The sequence below is a fragment of the Stutzerimonas stutzeri genome (assembly GCF_013522825.1).
Lineage (GTDB): Bacteria > Pseudomonadota > Gammaproteobacteria > Pseudomonadales > Pseudomonadaceae > Stutzerimonas > Stutzerimonas stutzeri_AK.
On record NZ_JAAMQZ010000012.1, the window covers coordinates 111677 to 129288 of the forward strand.

Genomic DNA, 17612 nt, shown 5'->3' on the forward strand with positions numbered 1-17612 from the left:
AGAAGAGAGACAAGGCATGAACGACCATCCCACTCGTCAACGCGTCTGGCTGATTACGGGAAGCTCACGGGGCCTTGGCGCAGAAGTCGTGGCGGCCGCCCTGGCCAATGGAGACGCGATAGTCGCCACCGCCCGGGACGCACGATCCGTGACCCGGCGCTTCGGCTCCTCCGAATCACTGCTCGCCCTCGATCTGGACGTCCGTGATGAAGCGGCGGCCAGGCGGGCCGTACAGGACGGTATCGCGCGTTTCGGACGTATCGACGTCGTGGTGAACAATGCCGGTTACGGGATTCTGGGTGCTATCGAGGAGGCCAGCGCGGAAGAGGTCAGTGCAATTTTCGCGACCAATGTCTTCGGCCTGCTCAATGTCACACGCGCCGTACTCCCTCGGTTGCGAGAACAACGCTCGGGCCACATCATCAATATATCTTCGGTCGGGGGCTACCAATCAGGCCCTGGGTTCGGCATCTACTGCTCAACCAAGTTCGCGGTGGAAGGGCTTTCAGAGGCATTGCACGGAGAACTATTGCCGCTGGGCATCAAGGTTACCCTGCTAGAGCCCGGACATTTCCGCACCGACTTTCTCGACACCTCCTCGCTCATCCCCTCGCAGAGTCTGATCGAAGACTATGCAGGGACGGCGGGGCTTGCCCGAGAAATGGGCATCAGCCATAACCATAAGCAATCCGGTGACCCCAAGAAACTGGCTCAGGCTCTACTGCAGTTGGTAACTGCCGATAAGCCGCCACTACGTATCCAGTTCGGCCGCGACGCACGGCGTATCGTCCAGGCCAAGAACGCATTTGTCGAAAGAGAGCAACTGCAATGGCAGGCGCTGGCCACAGCCACCGACTATCTCTGAGCACAGCGGCATTTGTCTTGGCAGACCATGGAGCAGGTGCCGCAACCGGTTCGCCCACCCATGCCGCCTCAGATGGGTTCCCGCCAACCGACCTCGAGTAAATCCCATGATCATCACCGGCAGCATCGAAGAATTACGCACCATTCTGCACAGTATTCGGGAGCAGAACAGGCCCATCGGCCTGGTTCCAACCATGGGTAACCTGCACCAGGGCCATCTTTCCCTCCTGGAAATGGCTCACAGGGAAAGCGGCTTTGTGGTCACCAGTATCTTCGTCAACCCACTTCAGTTCGGCCCCAGGGAGGATCTGCAGGCCTATCCGAGAACACCGCGAGAGGATCGGGAAACCCTGGCTCGAGCGGGATGTGACCTGCTATTCATCCCAGGCACCGAAGAGATGTACCCGAACGGGCTACACAGCCACTGCAGCGTGTCGGTTCCCGAGGTATCCAAAGACCTGTGCGGCAATAGCCGTCCTGGACATTTCGAAGGAGTGGCAACCGTGGTCAGTAAACTGTTCAATATCGTACAACCCAATGTCGCGATATTCGGTCAGAAGGACTACCAGCAACTGGCCGTAATCCGAGCCATGGCCCAGGATCTGAACTTTCCCGTCCGCATCCTGGGCGCACCGACAGTCCGAGCAGCCGACGGCCTTGCGCTCTCTTCGCGCAATGGCTACCTCAGTCCGGCCGAGCGCAATATCGCCCCCCTCTTGTACGAAAATCTCAAGAGGATGGTGGAAACCATTAAGAGAGGCGAGAAGGATCTTTCCGCCTTGATCCAAAGCACCGGTACAGCACTGGAGCAGACCGGTTTCAACTTGGACTACCTGGATATCCGCTCAGCGCGAACGCTGCAGGCAGCCGCTGCCACAGACCAGGATCTGGTGATTCTGGTAGCAGCGTTCCTCGGCAAGACACGCCTGATCGATAACCTGGAATGTCGCCGGCCTGCCCCATCCGAATGATCTAAGGCGGAGATAGCCAGCCCGTGGGGTCTCGAGATCTCCACGTAGCCCCTGACCTCCCACGAGCATTCTGAACTCAGGATTCGTAACGAACCGATGAGTGGCACTGCCGCGATAAGCCAAAGGTATGTACATCGCCCAGATACTGACTACCATTCAGTTATCCACTGAATGAGTACGACAAGAACAAAAAAGGGGATACCATGAAATCACTCTTCACCACCGTAGCATGCGTGCTCTTCCTGCTGGCCGGGTGCTCCGAATTCAGGCTCGGCGCTAAGGTGCCACCGCAAAACTCGGCGGCCGAGAGTTACTGCAATACTCCAGCGCACTACTGCAACCCTCCGCTGCCACAGGTCGTCTCCCTGAATAATATGTTCAGGTGATCAATTTTCCTGCCTGGAGCGTAAGCGAATAGGCATCGCACTTTACCGCTATACGGTAGTAGATTGGTTAGTTCTACAGTATGCGTCTGGGCATCCCGTCTTGCGCAACTAAACCAGTCGCCACCTATGCGGCAGCAGCTCCGTAATCTCACTTGCCCGCTGCGTCGGCAGACGCGTGAGCACGTCCTTCAAATAGGCGTACGGGTCATGCCCGTTGAGTCGAGCTGACTGGATCAAACTCATGATCGCCGCTGCCCGTTTACCGCTGCGCAGTGAACCTGCAAAGAGCCAGTTCTTGCGCCCCAACGCCCATGGCCGGATCTGGTTCTCTGCCCAATTATTGTCAATGGGTACGGCGCCGTCATCGAGATAGCGCGACAGCGCCGTCCAGCGTTTGAGGCTGTAATCCAATGCTTTGCTGATGGCCGAGCCATCGTGTGCGGATTCCACGCCATCCGGCCACCCAGTCCACGCTCATCTGGCCAGGTATTCCACGCGCATCCGGCCACTGATTCCACGGCCATCCGGCCACCCAACCGGGTAGGCAGCTACGCAGGATTTCTTCACTACCATCGACCTCTTTTTCGAAGCAGAGAGGTCGTCGTGGAGCGTTTCTCCATGCGTAAGATTCGCGAAGTACTACGTCTCAAGTTCGAGGTCGGGCTATCGGCTCGCCAGATTGCAGTCAGTGTGCAGGTCGGTCGTGTCACCGTCGGCGATTACCTCAACCGTTTTGCCGCCAGCGGTCTAGTCTGGCCCTGCTCGTTGTCCGATTCCGAGCTGGAACAGCAGCTGTTCCCACCGGCGCCGGCAGTGCCCAGCGAGCAGCGGCCACTGCCTGATTGGTCTTGGGTGCATGCCGAGCTGCGTCGCCCCGGCGTGACCCTGGCGCTGCTCTGGCAGGAGTACCGCCTGAGCCAGCCGCAGGGCTTTCAGTACAGCTGGTTCTGCGAACACTACCGTGCCTGGCAGGGCAAGCTGGACGTGGTGATGCGCCAGGAACATCGCGTCGGCGAGAAGTTGTTCGTCGACTACGCCGGGCAGACGGTGCCGGTGATCGACCGCCACAACGGCGAGATCCGCCAGGCGCAGGTGTTCGTCGCGGTGCTCGGCGCGTCCAGCTACACCTTCGCCGAATACGGCTGTAACCCTGGTCAAGTACCAAGCCAACTACCTCTCGTTTGAACTCGGGCGTGAACGTACAATGCTGCCTGGTCATCAGCCCCCTCTATGGCGAGCATTCTCGCCCTAAATAGGCATCTGGATTTCGGACGCCGGACGCGACGAAGCCGGCTTCGGACAGTTCTGTCCGGTAGCGGCCAGGAGGCATACCGAACCAGCGCAGACAAGCTTTGTGAAAACTACTCGCCTCTCTGAAGCCCAGCAGGTCACCTACATGCGTCATGCTGTAAGACGTGTTCCGCAGATAGTAATCGGCCAGTTGCCGGCGCGCGCCGTCCAACACATCGCGAAAATTCGCGCCTTCGCGAGCGAGTCCACGCTGCAGGGTGCGTGTGCTGACCTCAAGTCCCTTGGCCACGGTTCCCATATCGTAGCCGCCGAGGCTGAGACGTTCGACGAGCCAGGCTCTCGTTCGCTCCGAGTAGGACGCCTTGCGCAACTGATCCATGCGGTGCTCAGCGAAACGGCCATGCAACAGAGCCAGAGCCTCGTTAGCGGTGCTCAGCGGATGCGACAGTGCCTCCCGGTCGAACAGAATACCGATGCGAGGCGCCCCGAAACGCAAGGAGCAATCGAATAAGCGCCGATGCTCAGTCGTATCCGCTGGCTCGGGGTAGGTGAATTCGATCTCCCGCAGGCGCGGCAGGCTGCCTCCGGTCAGCCAGCGGCAGAAACCCAATACAACAGCCAGGCCGGCATCTTCGAACGCCCTGGGTTTCTCGATCGCCTCAAGATCATCGATCGCCCAGAGGCGCTGCCCTCCCTCTTCCCGCGACAAACCGAGCTGAACACCGGTACCGAGCAGGGGCAGATAGCGCACCAGGGACTCCAGTGCCCCCTGCAGGTTCGGGCTGGACATCATCGTGTAGCCCACCAACTGAAATCCTCCCGGCAGAAAATGCCGATAGGCGCGTAGGCCAATATCCGGATCGCCAGACTCAGCCTGTGCCAGCATCATCAGGCGATAGGCATCGGCCCGCGGTACGAAGCCATCCGGCTGCTTCAACAGGGCCGCATCGATCCCTGCCTGCCGGCACAAACGCAGGGAATCAAGCCCCTCCCCTTCCAGGTTTTTACCAATTGAGCGACGAAGCCGCTGTTGATCCTGTGCATTCCCCCCCCAAACCTAGAACAGCGCTGCCAGCAAACTAACACTTCGGCGACGCCTTCCCCTATTGACCGGAGTCAACAACGAAGAAATGACCTGAGCAACTCAGGGCCAGACAGAGCGGTTGCGCGAGCAGCCGTAACTATTGTTGCCCATTCCCATCGTCGCCCCCACGTCGATCATTCTCGACACGCCACGCTTGAGGTGCGTGACGTCCGACAGCTCAGGACGCCTGTTGCTCGAGGTGTCGGTAATCGCAGCCAAAGAGTGTTGAAGGCCGTGATTTCCAGATTGAATGAGTAGAACATGCACTGCCGCCCCATCCGGTCACTGCCTCTTCATGCAGCTCATCCCACCTTCGCTAACAGAGCAATTCTGTCGGCGATGCGGGGCAGCAACCACTTTTTCAATAGACTCAGTCAGAAGCAAACATCTACGTATCGATATCTAGCAATGATCCTGAATATGCTGCCGGTATCGGTTCGGGGTAGTGCCGGCCCACTCACGAAATGCCTTCACGAAGTTCGATGCGTCAGTGAAGCCTGCTCGCTCAGCGATGATTGCGATGGGGAGCGCTGTGCCCTGCAGGAGCTGGGCGGCTGTTTCAAACCGCACCTCTCGCAGTAGCTGGCGGTAACTACAGTCCAACTCATCCAGGCGGCGATTCAGCGTGCGTGTCGAAAGGTTGAGTCGATGTGCGATTTCACCAACTGACGGCGGTGAGTGCAGATCCTTTCGCAGATGAATACGCACCTGCTCTGGTAACGAAAGTGGTGCCCGATTGCGACTCGAGGCCTCTTCGCAGCGTTGAACCGCCATCTTGAAACCGGTTAGGCATGCACCTGGCAGGCGTTTATCCAGCAGTGAGCGCGGAATCAGTACCTGGCAGTACTCCTGGCTGAATCTGACATTCTCTCCGAACAGTTTATGGTACGGGCGAAGGTCATCCGGTGCTGGGTAGTCGAACTCGATTTCCAGTCCCAGATCAGCGACTGGGCGCTCCATCGAGAGAGAGGTCTGGTTCGCGATCGCCATGAGCCAGGACTCCTGATTGAAGACGTAGCGCTCTTCAAGCGGCACCAGCTTCGAAGCGATGATGGCAAGGTGTTTAGGCCGCTCTACCAGGCGCATGTCAAAGGCGCTGCCGAGAAGCTTCTGGTGTTTGAGACCGCTCTCGTATGCATGCCGTAAAGACGGCGCAGAGGCATAGAGCGCGTACCAAAATCCCCGCCGCTGAATCCATCTGCCGAGCTGGGCACAGTGCAACCTCTGGGCAAAGGAACACTGGCCCTGGATGCCATGACCGACGCCAACAGCCGTCCCATCAATTTCTGCAACGATCTGGAGATCAGCCAGGACGGCAAGCGCGTATACATGTCGGAAGAGGCCTCTGGTAAAGCAGTTGTGCTCCGCACACCCGGCTATAGCGGCGAAGGCCCGACGCTAACTCTGATTCCTTCACGGCAGCCTGCGACTCCAGCACCCCAGGCTTCCGACAACGGCTATGCCCACCTGTGCTTCGAAACTGAGGATATGCGAGGCGTTGCTGCTCGTATCGTGGCGTCGGGAGGCTCCATCAGCAGCACGTTCGCCAGCAATGATCGAGCCCCCGTGCTTTATACCCAGGATCCGGATGGCAACGCCGTTGAGATTCATATCCCTCTGCCTGCGCCACTTACCCCACGGACTATCTACAGAACCCTGGATTCCCTAGTACGAACAAAGCTCGGATTGGATACTCCCGCCAATGATCGGCTCCGGTTTCTTCACGCCAACCACAACTCGCAGGACTGGGTGCGTGTCGTTGCGTTCTACCGAGTGGTTTTCGGTAGCGAGACCGTTGGGGGGTACCTCTAAAAACCCGATTCTGACCTGAACACAAGGCGTGAAGAGGTGCCTAGCACAAAGAATATGCGGCCAGTACCTATCGCAATCGGCGGAATGCAGGCCGGAGAAACCGGCCTGTTGTCATTTTCACGCCATCTCCAGCAGGCTCGACATCCTTTTCAGATTGTACACCGCTGATTTGATCGTCAGGCCAAACTGCGCGCGTGCCAATCCGATGCTGCGGATCGTCTTGCCGCCCATCTGCGCCAGACTGGCAAATATGTGTTCAACCCGAGCCCGTGGGCTGGCGATACGTTTGTTGCGAGCCTTGTCCCGCTCGCCGATGGGCTTGCCGGCTTGTCCTTTGCGCTGAATATGCGGGCGCTATCCGTTGAGCTTGAGCCAGTGCTCGCGTGGCTTGTCGTGATAGCCACGATCAGCCCAGAAGTCACGGCTACTGTTCCCTCGATCCAGTACATCGACCAAGTGAAGTGTGTCGGCCTCGGCGGCATCGCTCACCCGCACGTTGCGGATCAGTTTGTGCCGGCGATCCACACTGACCGACAGCTTGTAGCCGAAGTACGACTTGCCATGCTTCTTCGTCCAGCGCGCCTCGACATCCTTTTGTCGGCGCTTGGCCGGCTCCCACTCGATGGGCGCTGCCCGCTGCTTCACGACTTCCTGCTCTTCAGCCGTGTTGTGCTGAATCGGGGCGCGAACGATGCTGGCATCGATGATCTGCCCTTCGCGTGCGTTGAAGCCATTGAGCTGCAGTTGGCGCTGCACTTCATCAAAAATCAGATGCTCGACCTTGGCCTGAACGAGCCGCTCACGAAAATTCCAGATCGTATTGCGATCCGGCACGCGTGCGGTGTTCTTCTGCCCGGCAAAGCGCTGAAAGCTCATGCGGTCGAGTAGTTGAAACTCCATCTGTTCGTCGGACAGGTTGAACAACTGCTGCAAGACCAGCAGGCGCGTCATGAGCTCTGTCGGGTACGGAGGCCTGCCACCTTTAGCGCGACTCGGGCGAGGAACCCAGCGGTCGATCTCCTCAGCCATGAGGCGGAAGTCGACATGCTTGTTCAGCAGGGCCAGCGGATCGCCCAAGCTGTCGAGTTTCGCTTCACGTTCCTGGTCGGCAAATAGGCTTAGCATGGGCTAGCTGTCCTGGGGGGCGGGGGCTCAGATTTTAATGGGAACAGCCGGTTTTTGGAGGTTCCCTGGGGCCGAGCGCAACTACGAAGGTGGCTTCATATTCGAACTAACTGGGATCGATGGCGTGGCAGTGCGCGGCAGGCATATCGCACTGCCCGGCTATAGCTCAGGTGGGCCAACACTCGAGGCGTTCATCTATAATCGGGCCACCAGGAATATGCCGCTTTCGTTCTCCGACTCCGGAGTTGTGGCCATCGGCTTCGACACCCAGAGCATCGAAAAAACCGTATCCCGTATGACTGCAGCGGGAGGTGGCCAAATCAGCAGAACCGGCCAAACAGCCATTACCCAGGATCCGTACGGCAACCTCATACAGCTTCGTCAGGCAACCCCGTGACATTGCTTGGGATAGACCCTTTGGTGAGATCGTGATGGTTACAGATCAGGACAAGACAGCCATGGCCACCGGATCAGGCTCCGGTATCGGTAAGGCGGTGAACCAGCGCACGCCCTCGAAGAATGTCGCCAGAAAACAACACGCCGGCGACACCGCCCCACAGCGACCGGAGTCAATAACGAAGAAATGGCCTGAAATCCTCCAGGATGGTGCCCGCGGACAATCAAGAGGTGTCCCAGGACATTGCTAGGGGAAAGTAGCGAACCGACAATCCCCACACACATGCAATGGGCAACTGCTGCGCTGGCCGCTCTGGCACGGGCTTCGGCGAACGCCATACGGCCCCCTACATTGAGGCGATGCACACCTGAGCGCCTAACCAATCAGGCCAGGACAGAGCGGCTGCACGAGCAGCCAGCAACTGTGCATTCCCCCACTATCGTAATGCCACCTCAATTGCCCGGACGGGAAAGTCTGATCATCAGCGATCTGCACATGGGCCTCCCCCAGAGGTTCCGCATGGGGCACGTAGCCCATACCCTTCAGTAGCAGATCGCCGTAAGGAGACAGTGACAACATGGCTGTAGAAAAACAGAAGCTGGTCAAGACATTCATCGCCGCGGCCATTCTGGCCGGCGCGGCAGCCATTCTGTGGCTGGAATTTCGCCCGAGCGGGCTGGGCGAGGGCTTCGCCAGCGCCAACGGGCGTATCGAGGCCACAGAGGTGGATGTCGCCAGCAAGCTGGCCGGACGGCTTCTGGACATCCTCGTCGACGAGGGGGATTTCGTCGAATCCGGACAGACCCTGGCCCGCATGGACACCCTAGTGCTCGAAGCGCAGTTGAGCCAGGCGCAGGCTGGGGTGCGCAAGGCGCAGAACGCTATTCGCACCGCCAATTCCCAGGTGACGCTACGCATCAGCGAGAAGGCCACCGCCGAAGCGATAGTCCATCAGCGTCAGGCCGAACTGATCGCCGCCGAGAAGCGCCATCAGCGCACGGAAACGCTGGTGGCGCGCAACGCCATGGCCCGCCAGCAACTGGATGACGACCGCGCCGCCTACCACAGCGCCCAGGCGGCCCTCAGCGCGGCTCGATCCCAGGTTTTGTCAGCCCAGGCCGGTATCGAGTCCGCGCAATCGCAGGTCATCGAAGCCGAATCAGCCCTGGAAGCGGAGCAGGCCAACGTCGAGCACCTGCAAGCCGATATAGAGGACAGCCAGCTCAAGGCACCCCGCTCCGGCCGGGTGCAATACCGCATCAGCCAACCCGGCGAAGTGCTGGCTGCCGGCGGCAAGATCCTCAACCTGGTCGATCTCAACGACGTCTACATGAACGTTTTCCTGCCCGCCCAACAGGCCGGGCGCGTCGCCCTCGGTTCGGACGTGCGGCTGATCCTGGATGCCGCCCCACAGTTCGTGATCCCCGCCAAGGTCACCTTCGTCGCCAGCGTCGCGCAGTTCACGCCGAAGACTGTGGAAACCGCCAGCGAGCGTGAAAAGCTGATGTTCCGGGTCAAGGCGCGTATCAATCCGCAACTGCTCAAGGATCACCTCGAGCAAGTCAAGACCGGCGTGCCCGGCATGGCCTACCTGAAGCTCGACGACGCCGTCGAGTGGCCCGCAGAACTGCACATCCGGATCGAACCATGACGGCACACACAGCCACGGTGGCACGACTGCAAGGCGTTGGCCTGCATTACGGCGCGACGACCGCGGTGGATGACGTCACCCTCGACATCCCCGCCAATCGCATGATCGGCCTGATCGGCCCGGATGGGGTTGGCAAGTCCAGCCTGCTGGCACTGATTGCCGGTGCGCGGCGGATGCAGGACGGCGCGATCCAGGTGCTTGACGGCGACATGGCCGAGCCGGCCCATCGCCGCAAGGTCTGCCCACGCATCGCCTACATGCCCCAGGGGCTGGGCAAGAACCTCTACCCCACGCTGACCGTGTTCGAAAATCTCGATTTCTTCGGCCGTCTGTTCGGCCAGGATGCCGAGGAACGCAAGGCGCGGATCGCTGACCTGACTCGCAGCACGGGGCTGGCGCCCTTCACCGAGCGCCCGGCCGGCAAGCTCTCCGGCGGCATGAAGCAAAAACTGGGACTGTGCTGCGCATTGATCCACGACCCCGACCTGCTGATCCTCGACGAGCCCACCACTGGCGTCGATCCGCTGGCACGCAGCCAGTTCTGGGATCTGATCGAACGCATCCGCCAGCGCCGCCCAGGCATGAGCGTGATCGTCGCCACCGCCTATATGGACGAGGCGCAGAACTTCGACTGGCTGGTGGCCATGGACGACGGCAAGGTGCTGGCCACCGGCACACCACAGGAACTGCTGGGGCGCACCGGCAGCGACAGCCTGGAGGAGGCCTTCATCGCCCTGCTGCCGGAAGAGAAGCGCCGCGGCCACCATGCACTGGTCATCCCGCCACGCCAGGTCGCCAGTGACAAGGACGCGATCGCCATCGAGGCACGCGGCCTGACCTGCCGCTTTGGCGATTTCGTCGCCGTCGACCATGTGGATTTCCGCATCGAGCGCGGAGAGATCTTCGGTTTCCTAGGCTCCAATGGCTGTGGCAAATCCACCACTATGAAGATGCTCACCGGCCTGCAACCAGCCAGCGAGGGCTCTTGCGCGCTGTTCGGCCAGCCGGTCGACTCCCGCGACATAGATACCCGCCGACGGGTCGGCTACATGTCGCAGGCGTTCTCGCTGTACAGCGAACTGACGGTGCAGCAGAACCTCGAGATGCATGCTCGTCTGTTCCATGTCCCTGAACGGCAACGCCGAGGCCGCGTCCAGGAAATGCTTGAACACTTCGATCTGCTGGGCGTCGCCGAACAGTTGCCGACCGACCTGCCTCTGGGCGTGCGCCAGCGTCTGTCGCTGGCGGTAGCGGTGATACACAAACCGGAAATTCTGATTCTCGACGAACCCACCTCGGGGGTCGACCCGATCGCCCGCGACGGCTTCTGGGCGCTGCTGGTAAAACTGTCGCGCGAAGATGGCGTGACCATCTTCATCTCCACCCACTTCATGAACGAGGCGCTGCGTTGCGACCGGATGTCAATGATGCACGCCGGTCGGGTGCTGGACAGCGACACGCCGCAGGCACTGATGGAAAAGCGTGGTCTGCCGACGCTGGAGCAGACCTTTATCGCCTACCTGCAGGACGCCGCCGAAGACGCCCAGGCCGAACCGGACACTCCGCCCCCCGCGCCGGCGGCCGGATCCGGAACCAACCACCAGGCACGCTTCAGCCTGCGTCGCCTGTACAGCTACGCCCAGCGCGAATCCATGGAGCTGCGCCGCGACCCGATCCGCGCCACCCTGGCACTGGTCGGCACGGTGTTGCTGATGTTCATCATGGGTTATGGCATCAGCATGGATGTGGAAGACCTGAGCTATGCAGTGCTTGATCGCGACCAGACCACCACCAGCGCAGCCTATACCGAGAACATCGCGGGCTCGCGCTATTTCGTGGAAAAGGTGCCATTGCGCGATTACGACGAACTCGACCAGCGCATGCGCACCGGCGATATCAGCCTGGCGGTGGAAATCCCCCCGGGCTTCGGCCGTGACCTCAAGCGCGGCGACGCGCCTCAGATCGGCTTCTGGGTCGATGCAGCCATGCCGACCCGCGCCAACACGATCAAAGGCTACGTGCAGGGGATTCACCAGAGCTACCTGCAGGAGCTCGCCCAGCAGACCACGGGCAATATGGCGAGTGCACCGTACGAGGTCGCCCTGCGTTACCGCTACAACCCTGACGTGAAGAGCCTACCGGCCATGGTGCCGGCGGTCATCCCGATCCTGCTGATGCTGATCCCGGCGATGCTAACCGCACTCGGCGTGGTGCGCGAGAAGGAGCTCGGCTCGATCACCAATTTCTACGTCACGCCGGTCACTCGCGTGGAATTCCTGCTCGGCAAACAGCTGCCCTACATCGCCTTGGGCATGGTCAACTTCTTCATGCTGGTGGCCCTCTCAGTGCTGGTATTCGATGTACCAGTCAAGGGCAGCATGCTATCGCTGACCATCGGCGCGTTGCTCTATGTGATTTGCGCCACTGGCCTGGGCCTGTTGATCTCGGCGGCCCTCAACAGTCAGATCGCCGCCATCTTCGGAACCGCCATCGCCACCCTGGTACCCGCCACCCAGTTCTCGGGGCTGACCCACCCGGTATCGGCCATGGAAGGAGCCAGCGCCCTGATCGGTAACATCTATCCGACCAGCCATTTCCTGACCATCAGCCGTGGCGTGTTCTCCAAAGCTCTCGGCCTTCCCGATCTGTACAGCTATTTCATCCCTCTGCTGCTGACCATCCCCGTGCTGACCCTACTCAGCATCGCCGGCCTGAAGAAGCAGGAGAAGTGAACATGCGCAAACTGGGCAACATCCTGCAACTGGGGATCAAGGAACTGCGCAGCCTGTGCCGCGACCCAGCCATGCTCCTGCTGATCGCCTATTCCTTCACCCTGAGCATCTACTCCCAAGCCACCAGTATTCCGGAAACGCCCTTCCACGCCACCATAGCTGTGGTCGACGAAGATCGCTCCCAGGTGACCAACCGCATCATCGGCGCCTTTCAGCAACCCTACTTCCTCACACCACGCTACATCAGCATCAGCGAGATGGACGATGGCATGGACACCGGGCTCTATACCTTCACTCTGAACATACCGCCAAACTTCCAACGGGATCTGCTCGCAGGGCGCAAGCCGGTCATTCAATTGAACGTCGACGCCACCCAGATCAGCCAAGCCTTCAGTGGTGCCGGGCACATCCAGCAGATCATCGGCGACGAGGTCGGCGAGTTCCTCAACCGTTACCGAGGCGTCAGCAGCCCCCCCGTGGAATCTGTCGTGCACATGGCCTACAACCCGAACCTGGTGCAGTCCTGGTTCGGCTCCATCAACGCCATCATCAGCCAGATAACCATGCTGTCGATCATCCTCACCGGCGCCGCACTGATCCGCGAACGTGAGCATGGCACCATCGAACACCTGCTGGTGATGCCGGTCACGGCCTTTGAAATCATGTCTGCAAAGGTCTGGTCGATGGGCATCGTGGTACTGCTGGCGACCACTCTCTCCCTGCGTTTCATCATACAAGGCTGGTTGGCGGTGCCGATCCCGGGCTCCACCCTGCTATTTCTCTGCGGAGTCGCCCTGCACCTGTTCGCCACCACCTCGATGGGTATCTTCCTCGGTACCCTGGCCCGGTCAATGCCGCAACTCGGCCTGCTGATCATCCTCGTGCTGCTGCCACTGCAAATCCTCTCGGGCGGTATGACACCGCGCGAAAGCATGCCAGAAGCGGTGCAACACATCATGCTGATCGCCCCCACCACGCACTTCGTCGAACTGGCCCAGTCCATCCTGTTCCGCGGAGCCGGCACCTCCGTGGTTTGGCCGCAATTGCTGGCCCTGGCAGTGATCGGTACGGCGTTCTTCCTCGGCGCGCTGTCTCGATTGCGCAAATCGCTACGTTAGTAGCACCCCCTCCCTGCAACCTTGCCCTGAACGGAGCATCGACATGAAAAAAACCTTCCTAACAAGCGTATTCCTGACTCTCGGCCTACTGGCCGGCTGCTCGACGCCGTCGCTGATCGTGCTCAACGACGGCCGGGAAATCCAAACCCTAGACACCCCTGATTACGACGCCAAGAGCGGTTTCTACGAATTTGAGCAACTGGATGGCAAACGCCAGCGCCTGAACAAGGATCAGGTGCGTACCATCCAGGAGCTGTAACCCGAGCGAACCTCGCGGCAGGGCCGAAGCCCCGCCGGCGAGGTGATATTTCGCATCGCTCCCCATTAGAATCGCCATCCACCCTTGCCTTGAGAATCTTCGTGCTCCGCTCCTTCCTGTACCCATCACGTGCCTGGCTGTTCATCTTCTCGGCGCTTTTCCTCTACGGCTGCGCCGGCGTCAAGGTCAACGCAATCAAGAACGACGACTACCTGACGTTGCGCCGTGGCGACGTGCTCACCACCGGTAGCCTCAGCGCATCCGCTCGCACCACCCTGCAGGTCGTGGGCATTGCCGAGAAGGATTGCCGCAAGGATCTGCCCGAGTGCCGTAGTCAACTCGCCGACAACACAGGCCTCGCCGACGAGAATCGCTTGTCGGCCCTGGCCGAGCTGTGGCTGCTCGAAGCCATGCGCAGCAAGGGTCTGCATGGACAGGAGGCACGCGTCGACGCTTATCTGGAAAGCGCCCGGCACGCCTATGCCTATCTTTTCTTTACCCCCCGCAACACTGGCCAGCGTGCCCTGGAGGATCGCCAGACCCAGGTGCGCGACTACTACAATTTCGCGGTACAGGAAGCCTTGACCCTGTTGTTCGAGCTGTATCGTGGCAAACCTCCACAGCGCGAAACGGCCGATGAGCAATTCCACCTGCGCCTGGCACACTGGAACATCAGCGGCACCATGCAGGAAGTCAGGCTGGCCGAAGGCCGGCAGCTTCCTCAGGAACTGATCCCCGCCGCCTCCCTCTCCTTCGCAGGTCTGCGCAACCAGTATCGGCGCGACGGGCTCGGCGCCGAACTGGTCGCCGTCACCCGCAAGCGCGTGGTCACCAGCCAGAGCGACCGGTTGCCCTGGAGCGAGACGCCCTTCCCCGCCATCAGTGCGGTGATTCGCTTTCCGGGCAGCACCCTCGCAGAGGTGCTGGCGACCCGCACGGCCGATATCAGCGGCTACGATCCCTATCGCACCACCCACTTCGAGGTGGCAGGCCAGTCGGTTCCACTCGCGGCCAATTTCACCTCCGGATACGGCCTGTGGCTGGCCCGTTCCGGCTTCGCCCGCCAGTCCCTGCTGACCCTGGTCGGTCGCGGCGAAGTGCTGGAAGCACCGCACCTCTATCTGCTGCAACCCTACGACCCCGAGCGCCGCATCATCATCATGCTGCACGGCCTGGCCAGCAGCCCCGAAGCCTGGATCAACGTCGCCAACGAAGTGCTCGGCGACGAGGCGCTACGCAACAACTACCAGATCTGGCAGATCTACTACCCGACCAACCTGCCGATCGCCTTCAACAACAAGGCAATCCGCGAAACCATCGAGCAAACCCTCAGGCATTTCGATCCACAGGGCAACGCCGCGGCCAGCCGCGACATCGTACTGGTCGGCCACAGCATGGGCGGTGTGCTGTCGCGCCTGCTGGTTTCCTCCTCGCAAGACCAACTGTGGTCGTCGCTCACGGCGCAATACGACATGAGTGGCAAGAGGCAGGAACGGGCCCGCGCGAAACTGGGCCCCTACCTGGATTTCGAGCCACTGCCCCAGGTCAGCCGGGCCGTCTTCGCCGCGGCACCGCACCGTGGCACACCCTTCGCGGAAAACCGCCTGTCGCGCTGGGCCGCCGGCCTGGTCAAGCTGCCGGTCTCGGTACTCGGCCGCTTCAGCGAGCTCGCCCAGGTACTGGTCGACCCCAACTCGGCGGCACCCGTGACGTTGACCCGAGGCCTCAATAGCATCGACAACCTCAGCGCCAACGACCCCTTCGTCAGGGCCGCGGCCGAATTGCCGATCTCGCCCCAGGTGCGTTATCACAGCATCATCGGCAACCATACGCCCGAATTGTTGCTGGCAAGCACCAGTGATGGTGTGGTGCCCTATACCAGTGCCCATCTGGAGGGTGCACAGTCGGAGAAGATCATCCCTTCGTGGCACAGCGTCCAGGAAACGCCGGAAGCAATCATCGAAATACGCCGCATCCTCCACCAGCACCTGAGCGAAGAGGATACGCGATGAAACGCCCGCATCTCATGCTGCGGCTGTTGACGCGCCTGCTCCTAACCCTGCTCATCCCGCTGACGACCAGTTGGGGCGCCCTCGCCCTGGATTACCGGCTGAACTGGCCTCCTTTGGCGGGGTACGCCCTGGTCGCACTCTGGTGCCTGCTCGGCGTCCTCACCCTTGTCCTGCTGTGGCGGCGGCCACCACTGTGGGCGCTGTCCATCCACCTGCTGGCATTCGCCGTGCTGCTGGCCTGGTGGCACAGCCTGCAACCGTCCAACCAACGCGCCTGGGCCGACGACGTGGCACGCATGACCCAAGGCCGGGTGGTCGACGAACAGCTGCTGCTGGACAACGTGCGCAACTTCGACTGGCGCAGCGATGAGGACTACGACATCGCCTGGGAAAGCCGTTCCTACGACCTGCGGCAACTGGCCTCGGTCGACCTGCTGACCTCCTACTGGGGCATGCCGGCCATCGCCCATATCCTGGTGTCCTTCGGCTTCGAGGACGGCCGGTACCTGGTCTTCACCGTGGAGACCCGCAAGGAAAAGGGCGAGCGCTACTCGGAGCTGGGCGGCTTCTTTAAGGAATTCGAACTCAGCATCGTCGCCACCGACGAGCGCGACGCCGTGCGGGTGCGTACCAACGTGCGCGACGAGGACGTCTACCTGTACCGCATCGACATGCCCAGGCCGGTCATGCGCGAACTCCTGCTTTCCTATGTCGAGCAGGCCAACACCCTGGTCGAACGGCCACGCTTCTACAACACCCTGACCGCCAACTGCACGACCATCGTCTTCGACATGGTGCAGAGCATCATCGGCGGCCTGCCCGTCGATCACCGCCTGCTGCTGACCGGCTACCTGCCAGGCTACGTGCAGGATATCGGCGGCCTGCAACAGGGCTACAGCCTGGACGCACTACGCAATCGGGGGCGAATCACCGGACGCGCCCGCCAGGCGGACGAGGCGGCGGACTTTTCCAGACAGATCCGCCAAGGCGTACCGGGCTGGGCAGTGGAAACAAAGACCAACAACGATGAACGACCGGGGAGAGAGGAATGAACGAACTCGAAGTGATGATCGCGCTGATAGTGGCAGGCTTCCTCTTGCTAACGATCGGTTTCGCCAAGCGTGACCACGATTTGGGAATCTATACCATGGTGCTAGGCATCCTGCTGATGTTTTGCACCATAGGCTACAAGCTCTATCTGGAACTTGGGATGTAAGAGCCTGTTTACGATCTTTCGAGTAGTAGGACGAGAAAGGCCAAAAGGCCAAGTGGATGAACTGCAAGCTGGTGTTGAATTTGTGCCCGCAGTTTTTCCACAACCGCCGACACTTTTCTGGACAAGCAAAGCTGCGCTCCACTGCTTGAAGTAGCGAGACACCGTTTGCCAGCGCGGAAAGTCACTAGGAATCAGGCGCCACTGGCAGCCTGTCTTCAAGAGATACAACACGGCGCACCAAATCTCGTAGAGATCCACGCTTCGGGGTTTGGTGCGCTTGCGTATGCTTTTCAATAAGGCTTGGCCTTATTCAAACTGCTCACGACTCACGTTGCTCGGGTAGCGATGCTTTCTCATCGTAAGCGTACGCCGAACTCACCTTGCGTGATTCAGGCAGGCGCCCACTGATGCGGCAGCAGTTGGCCGACCTCACTCGCCCGTTGCGTCGGCAGGCGTGTCAGCACGTCCTTGAGATAGGCATACGGATCATGCCCGTTCATTCGGGACGACTGGATAAGGCTCATGATCGCCGCCGCGCGTTTGCCGCTGCGTAGCGATCCTGCAAACAACCAGTTCGAGCGCCCCAGTGCCCAGGGCCGGATCTGGTTGTCGGGTAGTCAGACGCGGTTGCCCGCGTCCAACCCCCTAAGAACCGTGCATGCGAGTTTCCCAGCACACGGCTCAAGCCTCCGCTAAGGCACCTCTAGGCACCCGGTTGTACGTCATCGGCATAG

General features: G+C 60.6%; 12 protein-coding genes and 5 pseudogenes. 11 read left to right on the forward strand and 6 right to left on the reverse strand.

All coding sequences use genetic code 11. The annotated features are described in order from the left end of the window. The first annotated feature begins 16 nt into the window (after positions 1-16). Both G7020_RS09920 and panC read left to right on the forward strand, forming a co-directional pair. A complete protein-coding gene (locus G7020_RS09920) occupies positions 17-865 on the forward strand; it encodes an oxidoreductase (RefSeq protein WP_100549907.1) in 849 nt (282 codons plus the stop codon). 106 nt (positions 866-971) lie between these two features. Then, positions 972-1835, forward strand: coding sequence for a pantoate--beta-alanine ligase (panC, locus tag G7020_RS09925; protein WP_100549908.1), 864 nt, complete (start codon positions 972-974; stop codon positions 1833-1835). Positions 1836-2329: 494 nt separating this feature from the next. Here the strand turns inward: panC and G7020_RS09930 are convergent. Then, positions 2330-2656: pseudogene (locus tag G7020_RS09930) on the reverse strand (IS66 family transposase); the annotation flags it as partial. A gap of 183 nt (positions 2657-2839) precedes the next feature. Here G7020_RS09930 and G7020_RS09935 point away from each other — a divergent pair. Further along, positions 2840-3358: pseudogene (locus G7020_RS09935) on the forward strand (IS21 family transposase); the annotation flags it as partial. A 91-nt stretch (positions 3359-3449) separates the two neighbouring features. On the opposite strand, the gene G7020_RS09945 reads toward G7020_RS09935, so the two are convergent. Further along, positions 3450-4409 (reverse strand): AraC family transcriptional regulator, encoded by a 960-nt coding sequence (locus G7020_RS09945; RefSeq protein ID WP_258189293.1) that lies wholly within the window; start codon positions 4407-4409, stop codon positions 3450-3452. A gap of 549 nt (positions 4410-4958) precedes the next feature. After that, positions 4959-5777, reverse strand: a complete 819-nt coding sequence (locus G7020_RS09950) for an AraC family transcriptional regulator (RefSeq protein WP_100549183.1) — start codon at positions 5775-5777, stop codon at positions 4959-4961. A 33-nt stretch (positions 5778-5810) separates the two neighbouring features. Here G7020_RS09950 and G7020_RS09955 point away from each other — a divergent pair, with 33 nt between their 5' ends. Next, entirely contained in the window at positions 5811-6368 is a 558-nt protein-coding gene (locus G7020_RS09955) for a VOC family protein (protein WP_100549184.1), read from the forward strand. Positions 6369-6485: 117 nt separating this feature from the next. Here the strand turns inward: G7020_RS09955 and G7020_RS09960 are convergent. Next, a pseudogene (locus tag G7020_RS09960) lies at positions 6486-7493 on the reverse strand (IS5 family transposase). Between the two features lie 974 nt (positions 7494-8467). On the opposite strand from G7020_RS09960, the gene G7020_RS09965 reads away from it, so the two are divergent. The 7 genes from G7020_RS09965 (at position 8468) to G7020_RS09995 (ending at position 16878) form a co-directional block, all read left to right on the forward strand. After that, positions 8468-9541: an HlyD family secretion protein gene (locus G7020_RS09965; RefSeq protein ID WP_100549186.1), complete on the forward strand. Its 1074-nt coding sequence runs from the start codon at positions 8468-8470 to the stop codon at positions 9539-9541. Beyond that, positions 9538-12273 (forward strand): ribosome-associated ATPase/putative transporter RbbA, encoded by a 2736-nt coding sequence (rbbA, locus tag G7020_RS09970; RefSeq protein WP_100549187.1) that lies wholly within the window; start codon positions 9538-9540, stop codon positions 12271-12273. Before G7020_RS09965 ends, rbbA begins: the two co-directional genes overlap by 4 nt. A 2-nt stretch (positions 12274-12275) precedes the next feature. Then, positions 12276-13391, forward strand: coding sequence for an ABC transporter permease (locus G7020_RS09975; protein ID WP_100549188.1), 1116 nt, complete (start codon positions 12276-12278; stop codon positions 13389-13391). Between the two features lie 43 nt (positions 13392-13434). Then, a complete protein-coding gene (locus G7020_RS09980) occupies positions 13435-13650 on the forward strand; it encodes a YgdI/YgdR family lipoprotein (RefSeq protein WP_003464264.1) in 216 nt (71 codons plus the stop codon). Positions 13651-14060: 410 nt separating this feature from the next. After that, complete coding sequence (locus G7020_RS09985) at positions 14061-15662, forward strand: esterase/lipase family protein (RefSeq protein ID WP_100549211.1); 1602 nt, start codon at positions 14061-14063, stop codon at positions 15660-15662. Next, complete coding sequence (locus G7020_RS09990) at positions 15659-16714, forward strand: DUF4105 domain-containing protein (protein WP_003464273.1); 1056 nt, start codon at positions 15659-15661, stop codon at positions 16712-16714. Before G7020_RS09985 ends, G7020_RS09990 begins: the two co-directional genes overlap by 4 nt. After that, positions 16711-16878 carry a hypothetical protein gene (locus G7020_RS09995; protein WP_003464276.1) on the forward strand — a complete coding sequence of 56 codons (168 nt, stop codon included), beginning with the start codon at positions 16711-16713 and terminating at the stop codon, positions 16876-16878. The genes G7020_RS09990 and G7020_RS09995 overlap by 4 nt, the downstream gene beginning before the upstream one ends. Before the next feature lie 135 nt (positions 16879-17013). Here the strand turns inward: G7020_RS09995 and G7020_RS24345 are convergent. Beyond that, a pseudogene (locus G7020_RS24345) lies at positions 17014-17172 on the reverse strand (transposase); the annotation flags it as partial. A 95-nt stretch (positions 17173-17267) separates the two neighbouring features. After that, positions 17268-17489 (reverse strand): annotated as a pseudogene (locus tag G7020_RS24350) (transposase domain-containing protein); the annotation flags it as partial. Between the last annotated feature and the right edge of the window lie 123 nt (positions 17490-17612).